This window comes from Lyngbya sp. CCY1209 (genome assembly GCF_055795065.1).
This window is the reverse complement of record NZ_JAYFER010000235.1, coordinates 1-14,199: the sequence shown is the minus strand read 5'-3', so window position 1 is coordinate 14,199 and position 14,199 is coordinate 1. Positions and strand designations below refer to the sequence as shown.

13 protein-coding genes are annotated in these 14,199 nt (G+C 54.1%); 6 read left to right on the top strand and 7 right to left on the bottom strand.

Annotated features, from left to right (window positions below; genetic code table 11):
- Positions 1-25: 25 nt before the first annotated feature.
- Complete coding sequence (locus AC0QHF_RS05790) at positions 26-1,198, bottom strand: glycosyltransferase family 4 protein (protein WP_324703240.1); 1,173 nt, start codon at positions 1,196-1,198, stop codon at positions 26-28.
- Between the two features lie 131 nt (positions 1,199-1,329).
- On the opposite strand from AC0QHF_RS05790, the gene AC0QHF_RS05785 reads away from it, so the two are divergent.
- From AC0QHF_RS05785 to AC0QHF_RS05775, 3 genes are read left to right on the top strand one after another with little or no spacing between them, the layout of a single operon-like run.
- Positions 1,330-2,226, top strand: a complete 897-nt coding sequence (locus AC0QHF_RS05785; protein WP_324703239.1) for a hypothetical protein — start codon at positions 1,330-1,332, stop codon at positions 2,224-2,226.
- A gap of 27 nt (positions 2,227-2,253) precedes the next feature.
- The gene (locus AC0QHF_RS05780; protein ID WP_324703267.1) at positions 2,254-2,904 is read left to right on the top strand and encodes an FHA domain-containing protein; all 651 of its coding nucleotides are present in this window, start codon (positions 2,254-2,256) and stop codon (positions 2,902-2,904) included.
- Positions 2,901-3,932, top strand: a complete 1,032-nt coding sequence (locus AC0QHF_RS05775) for a hypothetical protein (protein WP_324703238.1) — start codon at positions 2,901-2,903, stop codon at positions 3,930-3,932. The genes AC0QHF_RS05780 and AC0QHF_RS05775 overlap by 4 nt, the downstream gene beginning before the upstream one ends.
- A gap of 6 nt (positions 3,933-3,938) precedes the next feature.
- Here the strand turns inward: AC0QHF_RS05775 and AC0QHF_RS05770 are convergent, their stop codons facing one another.
- Positions 3,939-4,412 carry a GNAT family N-acetyltransferase gene (locus AC0QHF_RS05770; protein ID WP_324703237.1) on the bottom strand — a complete coding sequence of 158 codons (474 nt, stop codon included), beginning with the start codon at positions 4,410-4,412 and terminating at the stop codon, positions 3,939-3,941.
- A gap of 245 nt (positions 4,413-4,657) precedes the next feature.
- On the bottom strand, positions 4,658-4,864 hold the full coding sequence (locus AC0QHF_RS05765) for a hypothetical protein (protein WP_324703236.1): 207 nt from the start codon (positions 4,862-4,864) through the stop codon (positions 4,658-4,660).
- Between the two features lie 323 nt (positions 4,865-5,187).
- On the opposite strand from AC0QHF_RS05765, the gene AC0QHF_RS05760 reads away from it, so the two are divergent.
- Positions 5,188-6,747, top strand: coding sequence for an adenylate/guanylate cyclase domain-containing protein (locus AC0QHF_RS05760; RefSeq protein WP_324703235.1), 1,560 nt, complete (start codon positions 5,188-5,190; stop codon positions 6,745-6,747).
- 332 nt (positions 6,748-7,079) lie between these two features.
- Here AC0QHF_RS05760 and AC0QHF_RS05755 read toward each other — a convergent pair whose 3' ends face one another.
- Positions 7,080-7,697 carry a CP12 domain-containing protein gene (locus AC0QHF_RS05755; protein ID WP_324703234.1) on the bottom strand — a complete coding sequence of 206 codons (618 nt, stop codon included), beginning with the start codon at positions 7,695-7,697 and terminating at the stop codon, positions 7,080-7,082.
- A 234-nt stretch (positions 7,698-7,931) separates the two neighbouring features.
- On the bottom strand, positions 7,932-8,924 hold the full coding sequence (locus AC0QHF_RS05750) for a pentapeptide repeat-containing protein (protein ID WP_324703266.1): 993 nt from the start codon (positions 8,922-8,924) through the stop codon (positions 7,932-7,934).
- Positions 8,925-9,107: 183 nt separating this feature from the next.
- Between AC0QHF_RS05750 and AC0QHF_RS05745 the strand changes: the two genes are divergently transcribed.
- A complete protein-coding gene (locus AC0QHF_RS05745; protein ID WP_324703233.1) occupies positions 9,108-10,439 on the top strand; it encodes an MFS transporter in 1,332 nt (443 codons plus the stop codon).
- Positions 10,440-10,548: 109 nt separating this feature from the next.
- Here AC0QHF_RS05745 and AC0QHF_RS05740 read toward each other — a convergent pair whose 3' ends face one another.
- Together AC0QHF_RS05740 and hemW are read right to left on the bottom strand one after the other, a co-directional pair.
- Entirely contained in the window at positions 10,549-10,830 is a 282-nt protein-coding gene (locus AC0QHF_RS05740) for a DUF1830 domain-containing protein (RefSeq protein WP_324703232.1), read from the bottom strand.
- Between the two features lie 535 nt (positions 10,831-11,365).
- Entirely contained in the window at positions 11,366-12,589 is a 1,224-nt protein-coding gene (hemW, locus tag AC0QHF_RS05735; protein ID WP_324703231.1) for a radical SAM family heme chaperone HemW, read from the bottom strand.
- A gap of 337 nt (positions 12,590-12,926) precedes the next feature.
- Here hemW and AC0QHF_RS05730 point away from each other — a divergent pair, with 337 nt between their 5' ends.
- A complete protein-coding gene (locus AC0QHF_RS05730; RefSeq protein ID WP_324703230.1) occupies positions 12,927-14,006 on the top strand; it encodes a PIN/TRAM domain-containing protein in 1,080 nt (359 codons plus the stop codon).
- Positions 14,007-14,199 lie beyond the last annotated feature (193 nt).

Sequence of the window (14,199 nt, the reverse complement as noted above, 5' to 3'; positions counted from 1 at the left end):
AGAGGGACACAGAGAGTTTTTACCGTTATATCAGATTTTGATAAACCTCGATCAATGATTTTCCAGATTGTTGCCAGGTGAAATTTTTTTCGACTTTTTTTCGTGCAGATATCGATAGATTTTTTCGCAATTCAAAGTTCGATCGCAGGGTGGCGATCGCTTCGACGAATGCCGTCACCGATCCGGGTTTGGCGGGGAAAAATTGTTCTCCCGGTGTCGCCAATTCTCCCACGACGGGGAGATCGCTGGCGATGATGGGAACCCCTGCCGCCATCGCTTCCAAGACTTTCAGGGGACAGCAACCTTGAACGGTATTGCGATCGCAGGGAGTCAATGGAATCACCACCGCATCGGCTTGGTGGAGTTCGGCTACCAGTTCGGGTTGGGAAATGGCTTCTTGGTAGATAATGCGATCGCGGATTCCCAATTTTTCCGCCCGTTTTTTTAAGGCTTTAACCTGGGAGTTTGTCCCTTTTCCTATTATCGTTAATTCCGCTGGAAATGTCAACTTGGCGACGGCTCTCACCGCCAGATCGACACCCTGCCACTTCGCCAAAACGCCGAAGTAAATTAGGCGAAAGGGTTCGTCGGGCGATCGCATCTCCGGACATTGGTAAGGAAAGCGATCGGGATCGACTCCGTTGGGGATGACGCGGATCTTCCGAGGTTCGATATGGCGGGAAATGAGATGATTTTGGGTGACTTGACTGGGGGTGATGACGACATCTGCCCGTTGCAGACAGAGTTTTTCTTGGCGGTTGATTTTGTGCCTCAGTTCGCGATCGCTTGCAATGTTCGGATAGCGATATTTGAGTTCGATGGAAGGCAAGCCGTTCACCTCGAAAATGAGAGAATCGCAGTATTTTGATTTGTCGATCGCGACGGGTAATCCTTCATAAATCGAGCGAATTTGGATGATTTTAAAGTGGCGATCGCGCAGCCAAAGTTGCAAATAGTGGCGAAACGTCAGGGCGCGATCGATGAGGGTTTTTCCGGTGGCGGGGAGTTGGGTTTGGATGACGTTTGGATGATATCTTGTGGGGGCGATTGTTGTGTCACCCGAGGGCGAAACTGTCACCAATGCGATCGTCCCGAAGGTATCCGCCAATACCTTTGTAAATTCTCGGATGTGAACCGCCGCCCCCTTGGGTGCCGGGACCACATCAAAAGAAATATAAGCCAATTCGGGATCGTGCATGGGTTAAGATTTATTGCGCCAACTTCGTTTTTGGAGATCGTTTTTTATGATAAATTAAATTTGCTCGATTGAAATTCGAGTGGCGCTCGAATCGGCTTTCAACCGATCAGGATTGTATGGATTGAGCAAAAATGACATTCGATCTCAGTAATTTTACTCAAAATCTGACCTACGCGACGGGCAGTTCAATTGCCCAAATCAAAGCCGATCTGGAGGATTTGGTGGCGGCGGGCCGAGAATTCCAAATTCAAGATAAAAAATATCAAAAGAGGCAAAGTTACGGAATTGGAGTTGTGACATTCGGCGCGATCGCGATGTTTTTTGGGGGGAGCATTTCTCCCAGTTTGGCTTTGCTCGGAGTTTTGGTTTTGATCGTCGGCTGCATCCTGTTGGGACTCAATCAAAACCGACTGAACGAGTATCAAAAACTCAACTTTTCCGAGCGGGGCGATCGCCACCTGCTTTTGTCTCAATTACTCGATTTTTGGATCAAAGATTTGGTTCAAAAAAGCAAAATAAAATTGGTCTTGGTGTTGAGTTCCCTCACCGATCCGCAAAAATTTGTGGGAACCAAACCCGACCCCCGCAAACCCGATCGCAGCTTCAGCTTTTATCGAGATGACTGGCTGAAAGTGAAGGGAAAATTTGCGGACGGCACCCATTTTTTTCTGCAAATTACCGAAATTTATCGCACCTGTAGCTGGCGAAATCGGAACGGAAAAAGTCGCTACCGGGAGAAACACAAGGGATATCGGATCGGGTTGAGCCTGCATTTCAATCCGGAGATTTATCGCCGGGTTCCCCAACGCATCAGACGAGCCGAAGCGGCGGTCAAACTTCCCCCCGATGTCGCGTTACAGGATGTCCGGGTGACAGAAAGCCAAATTCAGCTTAAAGTTAAACTCGAACCCCAATCCAATCCCTTCGGATGCCAGCAGCTTTTGTATCCAACTGTGGTGATGATGTTTCTGAGTGCCTATCAGATATTAAACTGGGTTCGGATCGGGTCAAAACGACAACGTGCTTGATGTCTGAGGAGGATGATCGCCTTGAAAGTGCAACTCACCTGGATCGAAGTCGAATCCGAGCAAAAACGCAATCCCACTTTTGAAACTCCGATCGCGATCGGGCGAACTTTTGGCCTGATGCCGTCCAATTTGGAGGGAAACCGCGTTTCCCGGCTGGTCATCGACGGTTCGGATATTTTGGATTATCACGCCTTGTTATTGGAACGGGACGGCCGGTTAGAAATTCAACCCCGACGATCACAAGTCAACATCAACGGGGAATTTTGTTCGCAGGATTTTTGTCTTCTCCGAGAAGGCGATCGCGTCCAAATCGGTTTCTATGAAATTGAAATTACAGCGATCGAATCCGATGTCATCGAACCGAGTTTGTCTGCTCCCGAAACCATCGGCTGTAACCGCATGGTGGGGGTTCTATTTCCCCGCCGTTGCGGGCGCCTGAATTCGGAAGAATGTCCCCATTGCGACGGTGGGGAATTTGACAACGATCCCTATTTCATGTCCGGCGAACGGAGCCTTTATGAAAACTACGGCAACTACAGCTCGGCGGAATGGATCAACGAAGCAGAAATGGAGGAATTGGGGGAAACAGAAAAGATCGGATTTGACTTTACCGAAGCCGACGCGATCGCTGTGGAGGCGGAAGCCGGGGATTTTGAACAGGATCTGACGGAAAGTTGAACACCTGGTTCATTTACGCACTCGGAGGCGGCTGGGGACATCTGAACCGGACGTTGAGTTTGGGACGAGTCGCCGCCACCCGTCGCGTCCGCATTCTCACCAACAGTCCCTATTGGTTGAAAATGCGAGAATTGCCCTCGGATTTCAAGGGCGAGGTGGATTGGATCGCCGCCGATACGGCGGACATTCGGGGACAAATTCGAGAGCAACTTTTGGGCGATCGCTACAGTTGTTTGATCGTGGATACGTTTCCCCGGGGATTGGGGGGAGAATTGGTGGAAGTTTTGTCCCGGCGGTCGGATTTTAAAAGGGTTTTGATCCACCGGGATCTCAATCCCGATTACGTCCGCCGTGACGATTTGATTTCCTTTGTCGCCGAACATTTCGACCTAATTTTAATTCCCGGCGAGGGGGAAAATCTGCCCTTCGCAAACTTGCCCCAAGTTCGATCTACGGAACCTTGGTTGAGTCGCAACAGTTGGGAACTTCCCGATCGCGCCACCGCCCGATCGCAGTTGGGATTGGCTGCCAAAACCGCCAACAAAACCGTTTTAATTTTGGCATCGGGACGGGCAGAAGAACTCAATTTTTACGGCGAAGTGACGGTGCGTCTGGCGGGACAAAAAAATTTGGATGTCCGCTGTATTTCCGCCATTCAACCCCCCAATTGTCCGCCCGAATTGTGGCGCTTTCACTACCCCGCCTTTGAATATTTTGTGGCGGCAGACGTGGTGGTGGGAAGCGGGGGTTACAACACCGTTTACGAATGTCAGGCTTTGGGAATTCCCCTGGTATCCCGCCCGTTTCGCCGCCTTTACGATCGGCAATTGCAACGCCTCAACCGCATCGTCGGAGATCCCCGCCGTTCCCCCGCCATCATCGTCGGCGACGCGGACATGGCCGTGGAGGCGGTGGCCGCTCTCCTCCCCCTCGCTTTACCGCGAAATCTCCGCTATGAAAATGGCGCGATCGCCGCTGTAGAAGCGATCGAAGAACTCGACAATCGGGAGGGCGAACGGACGACTTAAATGGTTTCAAATCGAAATCTGACAACTCATCAAAACACAACTGCCGCTGCGGGAAAATTCGGGATGTTGGGGAATGGAAAATTGTGCGACTTCTCGACATCCATTTTTGTGATAGAAATGCAGGGCCGTGCGATTGTCCGACCCGGCGATCAAACTCAGCGTGGCAAATCCAGATTGCCAAGCTTTTTGCTTAGTTCTCCACAGCAAGGACGTGCCGATTCCTTGGTTTCGATATTCGGATCGGACACCCAAAGCATTCAAAAACCAACTGTTTTGGACGAGATTCCGATCAAATCCTTCCAGGACTTGTAGACGATTTTCGGGGAGGGTTCGTTTCATCTCTTCGGTGATGCGATGGTGGATGCCGGCGTAAGCGTGCGCCACACCCACAACCCGATCGCGCCAACAGGCTACTTCAATGTTCCGATAAGATAAAAGACCCGTTTCTGCTCGCACCAGGGAAGCGACACTTTCTTCCATTGTCAATTCAGAATTAAGCGACCGAAACAAAAAATCGATCAATCCTCCGGAAGCCATCCCGAGCAGTCGGGCAATCTCCGGAGCATCGCTCGGCTCCGCGACTCGGTAAGTGACATTTGGGATATCCATATTTAACTGTCAGAATTGAGGTTGAATTTCCCGTTTTTGAAACGAGAAAAAATTCGCCAATTCCTCTTCTTTAGTTGGCGCAAATTTCGGGATTTATAAAGGACAGTCCTCGAGATTTATTGTTTCCAGCGATTTAAAATTTCTCGCAATCCTTTGCCAATTTCTTCCCAATTTGTGGCTAGATCCGTGCTGCGATCATTGCGGAGAAATTCGGCTTCTTTCAGACAGCGATCGGCCAGGGACTCCAACACCGTTTTAATACCGTACTCGCCGATGAGTTGATTTAAGGCGTGGGTCAATCTTTGCTCTTTCGGTTCAGTCATCAGTGGAACTCCGATTGTCTACAACAAGTTTGAATTGAAAAATCGGGGGCTTTTAGGAATAAAATTGGCCCCGACTAAAACGGTCGTTTCAGAATTTTACACCGTTTGCCGCCCTCTGCGATCGCCAATTTGATCCGTCCGACCCTTTGCGCCCCGCCACTTTGGGAGCGCCAACTTGTTAGAATAGGTAAAATTCACATCCCCTCGTTCCGACCGTCGGCGCGAATCGTCAATTCAGCCCCGGAGAGGAGCGACACCGGGAGTTTCTCTGGGGACCGGTTCCCCCGTCTATTCGCCCAAGGTCGGCCCCTCGGACAATATGTATGAAAAATTTGGCAATTTTGTGCGTCGATGACGAGGATTTAATTTTGGAGTTTCTCACGGAGCAGCTTTCAGAGTATCTCGGCGATGAGTATCACATTGAAGTGGCTCTGAGCGGTGCGGAAGCATTGTCAAAACTCGAAACGTTCCCGCCCCGGAGAATGGAGTTAGCCTTGGCGATCGCCGACCAAAATATGCCCGGTCTTTCGGGGGACGAATTACTGATTAAAATTCATCATCGCCATCCCCGCGCCATCAAAATCATGTTGACCGCCCAGCCGAGTACGGAAGCCCTGGGAAAGGCCCTCAACATGGCGAACCTGTACCGCTACATTGCCAAACCCTGGAATGAAACAGACCTGATCCTGACGGTTCGGGAAGCTTTGAGACGCTACACCCAGGAAGAACAACTCGCCCGCCAAAATCGGGAACTTCAGCAGTTGACCGCTTGTTTAGAACAAATCGTAGAAGAGCGGACGGCCGCCCTGATTTTGACCAATGAAAAACTGCACCAAGAAATCGCCGATCGCCGACAAAGTGAGGCGGAGTTTCGCCACATCGTCCAAAATGTCAGCTCCGCGATCGTCCGCTGGAGTCCAGCCGGAGAGGTTTTATTTGTTAACGATTACGGATTGAAATTTTTTGGCTACGAAAAACATCAAATTTTCGGTCAGAATTTGATAGGAACATTGATTCCCGAAATCGAGACATCGGGGCGAAATTTGAAAGGCTTGATCGAGAAGATTTGCCGGAATCCGAAACGCTATTCCGTCCACGAAAATGAAAACATCCGCAGCAACGGCGATCGCGTCTGGGTGACTTGGGTGAACCAGCCCATCTACGACGATCGCAGCCGGCTGACCGAGATCCTTTCGGTGGCAACCGACACCACGGAGCGGCGTTTGGCGGAGGAAGCCCTACGCTCGGAACAGCAAAAATCGGAACGGTTGTTGTTGAATATTTTACCCCAACCCATCGCCGAACGCCTGAAACAAGACGAAGGCAAAATCATCGCCGAAAAGTTCGACGACGTGACCATTTTATTCGCCGATATCGTCGGATTTACACCCCTAGCCGATCGCCTCCCCCCCCTGGAACTGGTGAAGATGCTCAACTATATTTTCTCCATCTTCGACCAGCAGGTAGAACTGTTGGAATTGGAAAAAATCAAAACCATCGGCGACGCCTACATGGTGGTGGCGGGTTTGCCCATCCCCCGGCCCGACCACGCCGAGGCGATCGCGGATATGGCCTTATCCATTCAACTCTTGGTCGATCACTTTCAATTTGAAGATATCGAACCGTTTCAAGTCCGCATCGGCATCAACAGCGGCTCCGTGGTGGCGGGCGTGATCGGCATTCAGCGCTTTATTTATGACCTTTGGGGAGATACGGTCAACGTCGCCTCCCGCATGGAATCTTCCGGGGAAGCGGGTAAAATTCAGGTCACGGAAGCCACCTACGAGCGCTTGAAAGATCGCTATGTTTTTGAACGGCGAGGCAAGGTTTTCGTCAAGGGAAAAGGGCAGATGAATACCTACTGGTTGCTGGGGAGTCAATGATTGAAATTCCCCCCGGATGAAGGCCTCCGGGTCGTCGGTGTTGAACTGGGCCGAGAGGGGTGCGGCGATCGCAAACGTCAGCAAAAGGGTACAAAACCCCAACCATTTCGATGTTTTCATAACTGAGCCAAGATGCAATTACATCAATCTCGACCGATTCTAACATTATTTGTCGGAAAAGTTGACCCCTGACGGAAGGCGATCGCGGCGACAAGGGAAGGGCGGGACAGATGGTAAGTCCCCACCTTTTCCCTTGCCCAATCCGTCGATTTGTTCGCGGTCACAAATGAGGTGCGATCGCATCCCGGCAGTCAACCCGGAAACATCTGACGTCAATTATCGTAAACTCGGGCTTCCGCCGCTTCCGGATTTTCTTCGCAGTAAACCTCAAAGGCCGTCTTTTCGATCCGCTCGGATTTCTGGTGAGCCGCTTCGGCTTGCAGTTCCTCGACGATATCCCAGGCTGCCGCACATTCCTTGGATGTGGCTCCTTTTTCGGCGCAGATATTTCGAGCTTCTTGAACCGCCTCTTCGATGCGATCCTGCAACAAAATACTCTTGGGCTTTTCGACGAAATCGCCCTTGTTGAGGATATCCGTGACGGAAACAATCCCCATCAGGGTTTCCTTGATCACGGGGGCGCGACGAATCCCCGCCTGGGCGAACAATCGGGCCACATATTCCACGCCCAAATCGGGATTGATGACGATACAGGGTTTGGTCATAATTTCGTAAACCCGCATGGACTTGGGATCTTTTCCGTAGGCCGTCACTTTGTAGACGATATCGGTTTCCGTGACGATGCCGTAGGCGTCCTGTTCGTGGCGACGCTCCACGATCAGCGCCCGCAAACACAGGTCGTTCATTTTCTTGACGGCTTCCGCCACCGTCGCCGACCCGCGAATCGTCACGACTTCTTCGGTCATGATGTCTTTAGCTTTGAGCATCATCGTTATTTCTCCTCAATTCATTCCTTACTTCTAGCTTGCCTCGTTTTGGCATGAAAAAAAAGAATTGTTTTGTCCCCTCTTTCCTGATATAATGGTTTTCCACAGTACGATTTTTGCCCTCCGGCACGTCTCGTACTTTTCATTGAAGATTATCCCCGCAAAGCGATCGCCGCCGCTTCACCCATCTTGATGATGGCACGAAGGGACAATGCGATCGCCCCCCTTAACTTTCTCTCAAACTTCGGCCACCGCCCCGTCCGGCAGGGTCGCCCCCACCAGCACGGCATCTTTCAGGTTCGCCCCGTCCAGGGTCGCCCCCCGAAAACTCGCCCCCCGCAGGCGGGCTCCCGACAGGTCGGCCCCCGCGAGATCGGCTTTCCAGAGGTAAGCATTCTGCAGGTCGGCGCGGCGGAGGTCGGCACCCTCCAAAGCGGCGAGGTTGAGGTTAGCCCCATCCAGGGTACTGCGGACCAAATTCGCCCCGGACAGGTTCGCCCGCATCAAAGTCGCCCCATTCAGATTGCAGCCCGCCAGCAGGGCCCCGGTCAAATTGGTTCCGTGCAGGGTGGCATTCTCCAGGTCGGCCCCCCTCAGATCCGCTTCGCTCAGGTTAGCTGCCGTCAGGTCGGCGTCCCGCAAGTTGACCCGCCGCAAATTGGCCCGGGCGAAGTTGATCCCGTCGAGGTCCATCCCCGCCAAATCCACCTCCACCAAATGGGCATCACTCAGATCCGCCCCGGTGAGACGGGCCCGACCCAGGGCCGCACCGCTCAACCGCGCCCGAGACAGGTTCGCCCAGCTCAAATTCGCCCCGCTCAAATCGGCCGATCGCAAGTTGACCCCGCTCAAATTGGCCCCGCACAGGTTCACCCCGCCCAAATCAGCCGACCGCAGGTTCACCCCCCGCAACACCGCCCCGCTCAACTTCACCCCGGTCAGGTCCGCGCGCACCAAAAACGCCCCCGCCAAGTTCGCCTTGGTCAAATCCGCCTCCCGCAGTTGCCCGCGCCCCAAGTGGGCGTAAGTTAGGGTGCAGCCGTACAGAAACGCCCCCGTCAAATCGGCATCTTCCAAGCGGGCGCGACTCAAATTCGCCCCGGCCAGGGACGCCCCCGCCAGATCGACGGCCCTCAGGTCGGCGCGGAGCAACTTCGCCCCGATCAGGTTCACCTTTCTGAAATCCCGTTCCCCCGCCGCGTAGCGGTTCAATAATTCCTGAATTTCCACTCCGGGTTCCTCCGATTCAAAACTGCAGGTGGCGATGGTTGCGATCGCGCCGGCCATTTCTTGCAGAAACCGACAGATGTATCGATCCGGCCCGTTTGAGACGGCTGAGGACATCTTTCTTCGGGTTACATTAAGGATCGGCCGAACTTCGGCCGACCCGGCACTTTTTGACACCCTCCGCCCATGACTCCAACCCCCCCCCTCGACGATCGCCGTCAAATTTTCGGCTGGATTGTTTATGACTGGGCCAACTCCGCCTACGTCACCACCGTCGTCGTCGCCGTCCTGCCGGCCTACTTCGCCTCCGTCGTCGTGCCTCCGGGCGGACTGACCTTGGCCGGCGTCACCTACAGCGCCACGGCCCTATGGGGCTTTGTTACCAGTTTATCCGCATTTTTGGTTTTTCTGATTGCACCCATTATCGGGGCGATTTCCGACTTTTCGGCCTCCAAGAAGAAATTTTTGTTAGCTTTCGCCTACACCGGATGCTGCGCGGCCAGTTTGCTATTTTTTTGCCGGACGGGAGACGTGGGGCTCACCCTCATACTCTACATCGTCGCTCAAATTGGATTTATCGGCGGCAACATCTTCTACGACGCCTTTCTCCCCAATATCGCCTCCGAAGACAACATCGACTGGGTATCGGGAAAGGGGTTCGCCTTCGGATACGTCGGCGGCGGCCTGCAATTCGCCCTCTCCCTGGCGTTGGTGGCCGGACACGGGGCGATCGGCATCTCGGCCGAACTGGCGGCGCGGCTGGCGATTTTGATGGCGGCGGCGTGGTGGGGCGGTTTTTCCCTGATCACGGCGTTCAACCTCCGGGAGGCGAAGGCCGCCGAAACCCTGCCCCCGGAATATCAAAACCTGCCCCGGTGGCGGGCCTATTTGCAGGTGGGCGTCGTGCGGACCGTGGTGACGGTGCGGAAGGTGAAGCTGTTCAAACACCTGCTGCGATTTCTGATCGCCTACATGATTTACAACAACGGCATCCAGACCGTGATCGCGATGGCGACGATTTACGGGGCCGAGGAATTGGGCTTTTCGCCGAATGTGTTGATGATCACCCTGTTGGTGATCCAGTTTGTCAGCGTCGGGGGGGCGTTGGGATTCAGCAAATTGGCGGAACGCATCTCGGCGAAAAATGCCCTGATGGTGTCGCTGGTGGGGTGGTCGTTCGTGGTGATTTATGCTTATTTTCTGACGACGCCGACCGAGTATTTTCTGTTGGGGGGAATTGTGGGGTTGGTCCAGGGGGGTTCCCAATCCCTCAGCCGTTCGTTCTACGGGTCGATGGTGCCGCCCCGGGCCGCGGCGGAGTTTTACGGATTTTATTCGGTGTTCAACAAGGGTTCGGCGATTTTCGGGCCGCTGCTGTTCGCCCTGATCCGCCAGGTGACGGGGACGGCTAGAAATTCGATCCTGTCTTTGATCGCGTTTTTTATTGTGGGGCTAATTTTGCTCTATTTTGTGGATGCCACCGAGGCGAGACGGGCGAAAGATATCGGGGAGTTTTAGGGGCGATCGCCGTCGAATTGAACCCCAAATTTGGATGAAGATGAAACTCGGAAACGTGCGTTAAAACTCATCCGGGCGATCGCCTACTTTTGCCCCCGATTATTAAATTTTAACTGGCAACTTTTAAGTCGCTCCCGTCATCGACGACCAAATCATAACAGGTCAGCTTTTGCAGCAACATTGCCCGCCCACTTCCGGATTGATAAATTTCTAATTCGGCGGACGACGGGGCTTCAAAAAGAAACCGTTCTCCCGGAAAGACGACGTGTTCCAGATACCAGTTTTCGATATTTGAAATTCGGGCGACTTGCACTTTTTTGGTGCTGTTGAAGTAGCAGCACAGGCGTTTATCTTGGGAATCGATCTGAATCTTGTCGAGAATTGCGGTCATGGTCAAAACCTCTTGGAATTTAAAAAAATTTGTCGATTCTGTTTGGGTTTCAGTTGATCCCCGCCGAGTTCACAGCGGGGACGGAAATTCGGAACCCCAACTCATTGTGCAAAAATTTGGTCGTTTTTAAAAGCGGTAGTTTGCCGACGGCAAGCTCAGAACCCTGACTGGCTTTGCTGGCGACCGGATGGGAACCCTTACAGAAATCTTCCCCATCCATTCGGGGAAGGGCGGGGAGAAGCCGCGATCGCCCGGGGGGTTGTCGTTCCGCCTCGGCCGGGGTTCGGCTCCCTACCCCTCCCGATCCCCATCTGAGGATCGGGTCAGATCGGCATCCAAATTTTAACGATATCTAAAGCATATCGACAAGTGGGGAATTGACCGATCTCTCTAAAGGCTTAATTTCAGTATGATTGACCGGGGGAAGCCGGTTCGCGATCGCCGTCACCCCCGCCGATGCGTCCCGTCACATTTCGCCGGACTGCCGATTTTTTCCGATCGCTGTTCCGGTCAATTTTTGCCTCAACTGTTGCGTTTACGAGGGCAACGCCACCGTCTCCAGGCGATCGAACAGATCGGCTAAAATCGTGTTGGAGAATAAGAATCCCTCCGGATCGGTGAGTCTCAGACGCCCCCCGGCGACGGCTACCCAGCCGCGATCGCGGTAGGGTTCGAGGGTGTCGTGAATTTGGGCGAGAACGTCCCGGCCGAATTGCCGTTCGAGTCGGTCCAGATCGACCCCTTCGGCCAGCCGCAGCCCCAGCATCAGGGTTTCCAGCAGGATATCTCGGGACCCGGCGATCGCTTCGGCGCCCTCCAATTTGTCCCCCGACTCCACCCAGCGGTAGTAGCGATCGCGGGTCCGCGGCCGGGTCAACCGGTAGCCCCCCAGGTAACTCGCCGCCCCCATCCCGAAGCCATAATAGGGTTTATTTTTCCAGTAAACGAGGTTGTGGCGGCACTCGAACCCCGGACGGGCGTAATTCGATACCTCATAATGTCGGTAGCCGCGGGAAGTCAGCAAATATTGGGCTTGGCGGTAAAACTCGGCGGTGGTTTCCTCGTCCGGGAGGGGCGATTCCCCCGGTTGATAATAGCGGCCGAAGGGGGTTTTGGGTTCGACAATTAAATCGTAGTGGGACAGGTGGGGCGGATTTAAGGCCAGGGCCGCGTCCAGGGAGGCTTGCCAGAGTTCCGGGGTCTGGTGGGGGAGCCCGGAAATCAGGTCGATGCTGAAGTTGGTGACGCCGACTCGGTGGATGGTGTCGATCGCCTCGAAGGTATCCGCGACGGTATGCGATCGCCCGCAGCGTTGCAACAGTTCGTCCTGGAAGGCCTGGACGCCGACGCTGACCCGGTTCGCCCCGGCGGCGACGAATCCTTGCAATTTTGCCAAATCGAAGGTTCCCGGGTCCATTTCCACGGAGATCTCGGCGTCGGGGGCGATGCCGAAGTGGCGGTCCAGGGTTCGGAGGATGCGATCGAATTGGGGGACGGAGAGTAAAGAGGGGGTCCCGCCCCCGAAAAAGACGGTTTGCAGCGGTGCTCCCCGGCGGGGTTCGGTGGTGATTTCCCGACACAGCACCTCGACATATTCTTTAATTGTGCCGGAATTGTCGCCGTGTTTGCGATCGCCGACGACGGAGACGGCAAAATCGCAGTAGTAGCAGCGGCGGCGACAGAAGGGGATGTGCAGGTAGGCGGCGGTGGGGGGTGGGGGGATCGTCAATTCCCGGCTATCCTCCGTTCGTTTCTCCATCGATCTCTCCCCCAAAAGTTTGATTGGCAACCCCGCCAATTTTAACAATTGTAAAGTTTCTAAATTTAAACGGAAGCCGATCGCGATCCCGGAGGTCGAGGTCCGGCCTGTAGCTGAGGGGTGAATTCACCGCCACGCCGTCGCCGCGATCGCCCGATCGCCCAAAAAAACGCCACTCCTTTGATGAGAGCGATGGCGATCGGGGGTGTAGGGGGGAGAGATTACCGAAACGATCCGCCCCTGAATGGGGTCAACGCTCGAAGATATAATGGATCGGAATACGAAAAGACTCAATTCCGAACCGGGAATTGAGATTTCATTTTTATTCCCCAAAACCATGCTAGACGCAATCATCATCATCCTATTTATAATAGCGGGAGCCGGGACGGGGTTCTACGGCATCGAGCTGCTGCCCATCAACGTCCTGGAACAGGTGACGAATATTGAAGGGCTGCGATCGGTGACGGCCGCATTTACCGGCCTCATCGGCATGATCGTCGGGTTGGTGGTGCAGACGACCTACCACCGCGTCGAAGAACAAATCCGCCAAATGCCCCTCGATGTCCTGATCACCCGTTCCATCGGCATGGTGATCGGCCTGCTGATCGCCAACCTGCTTCTGGCGCCGCTGTTCTTGCTCCCCATTCCCAAGGAAATCGGGTTTATCAAACCTCTCGGGGCCGTCCTGTGCAGCGTCCTGTTCGGATACACGGGGGTGAACCTCGCCGACACCCACGGACGGGCCTTTCTGCGGCTGATCAACCCCAACAGCCTCGACACCATGTTGGTGGCCGAGGGGACCCTCAAACCCGCCCACACCAAAGTTTTGGATACCAGTTGCATCATCGACGGCCGCATCGAGCCCCTGTTGGAAACGGGGTTTTTGGAAGGGCAGATTTTGGTCCCCCAGTTCATCCTCCAGGAGTTGCAACTGGTGGCGGACGCAGCCAACGACCAGAAGCGATCGCGGGGACGGCGGGGACTCGACATCCTCAACCGGATTCGGGACGATTACCCGGAACGGATTCAAATTCACCCGGCCGATTACGACGACATCGCCACGGTGGACGCGAAATTGGTGCGCTTCGCCCAGGAAATCAACGGATTTTTGCTCACCAACGACTACAATTTGTCCAAGGTGGCGACGGTCCAGCAGGTTCCGGTTCTGAATATCAACGACCTCACCCAGGCGGTGCGTCCGGCCTACTTGCCGGGGGATATTTTGGAATTGAAGATCCGCAAGGAAGGGAAGGAACCGTCTCAGGGCATCGGCTATCTCGAAGATGGCACGATGGTGGTGGTGGAGTCCGGCAGCGACCACCTCGGCGACCAACTTCGGGTGGTGGTGACGAGCTCTTTGCAAACCTCTGCGGGCCGCATGATTTTCGCCCGTCCGGAGCAATCTGTGGTCGCCTGAAGGTGTGAATGACTGTGGAACAAGTTGGGTTTAAACTGCCTCGATTGGTGTTTCGAGGCAGTTTTTGGTTTTTAAATTAACTGCGTAAAACAAGCTTCTAGCTTGTTGTCACAGGTAAGATGCCTGTGCTACGCTATTCACAGGCAAGATGCCTGTGCTACGCTATTCACAGGCAAGATGCCTGTGCTACGCT

Coding starts and splice junctions, on each gene's coding strand:
- AC0QHF_RS05755 (WP_324703234.1), bottom strand. CDS start 7,697: ATGATGCTCAAAGCTAAAGACATCATGACCGAAGAAGTCGTGACGATT.
- AC0QHF_RS05740 (WP_324703232.1), bottom strand. CDS start 10,830: ATGACCGCAATTCTCGACAAGATTCAGATCGATTCCCAAGATAAACGC.
- AC0QHF_RS05765 (WP_324703236.1), bottom strand. CDS start 4,864: ATGACTGAACCGAAAGAGCAAAGATTGACCCACGCCTTAAATCAACTC.
- AC0QHF_RS05760 (WP_324703235.1), top strand. CDS start 5,188: ATGAAAAATTTGGCAATTTTGTGCGTCGATGACGAGGATTTAATTTTG.
- AC0QHF_RS05790 (WP_324703240.1), bottom strand. CDS start 1,198: ATGCACGATCCCGAATTGGCTTATATTTCTTTTGATGTGGTCCCGGCA.
- AC0QHF_RS05745 (WP_324703233.1), top strand. CDS start 9,108: ATGACTCCAACCCCCCCCCTCGACGATCGCCGTCAAATTTTCGGCTGG.
- AC0QHF_RS05785 (WP_324703239.1), top strand. CDS start 1,330: ATGACATTCGATCTCAGTAATTTTACTCAAAATCTGACCTACGCGACG.
- AC0QHF_RS05770 (WP_324703237.1), bottom strand. CDS start 4,412: ATGGAAGAAAGTGTCGCTTCCCTGGTGCGAGCAGAAACGGGTCTTTTA.
- AC0QHF_RS05730 (WP_324703230.1), top strand. CDS start 12,927: ATGCTAGACGCAATCATCATCATCCTATTTATAATAGCGGGAGCCGGG.
- hemW (WP_324703231.1), bottom strand. CDS start 12,589: ATGGAGAAACGAACGGAGGATAGCCGGGAATTGACGATCCCCCCACCC.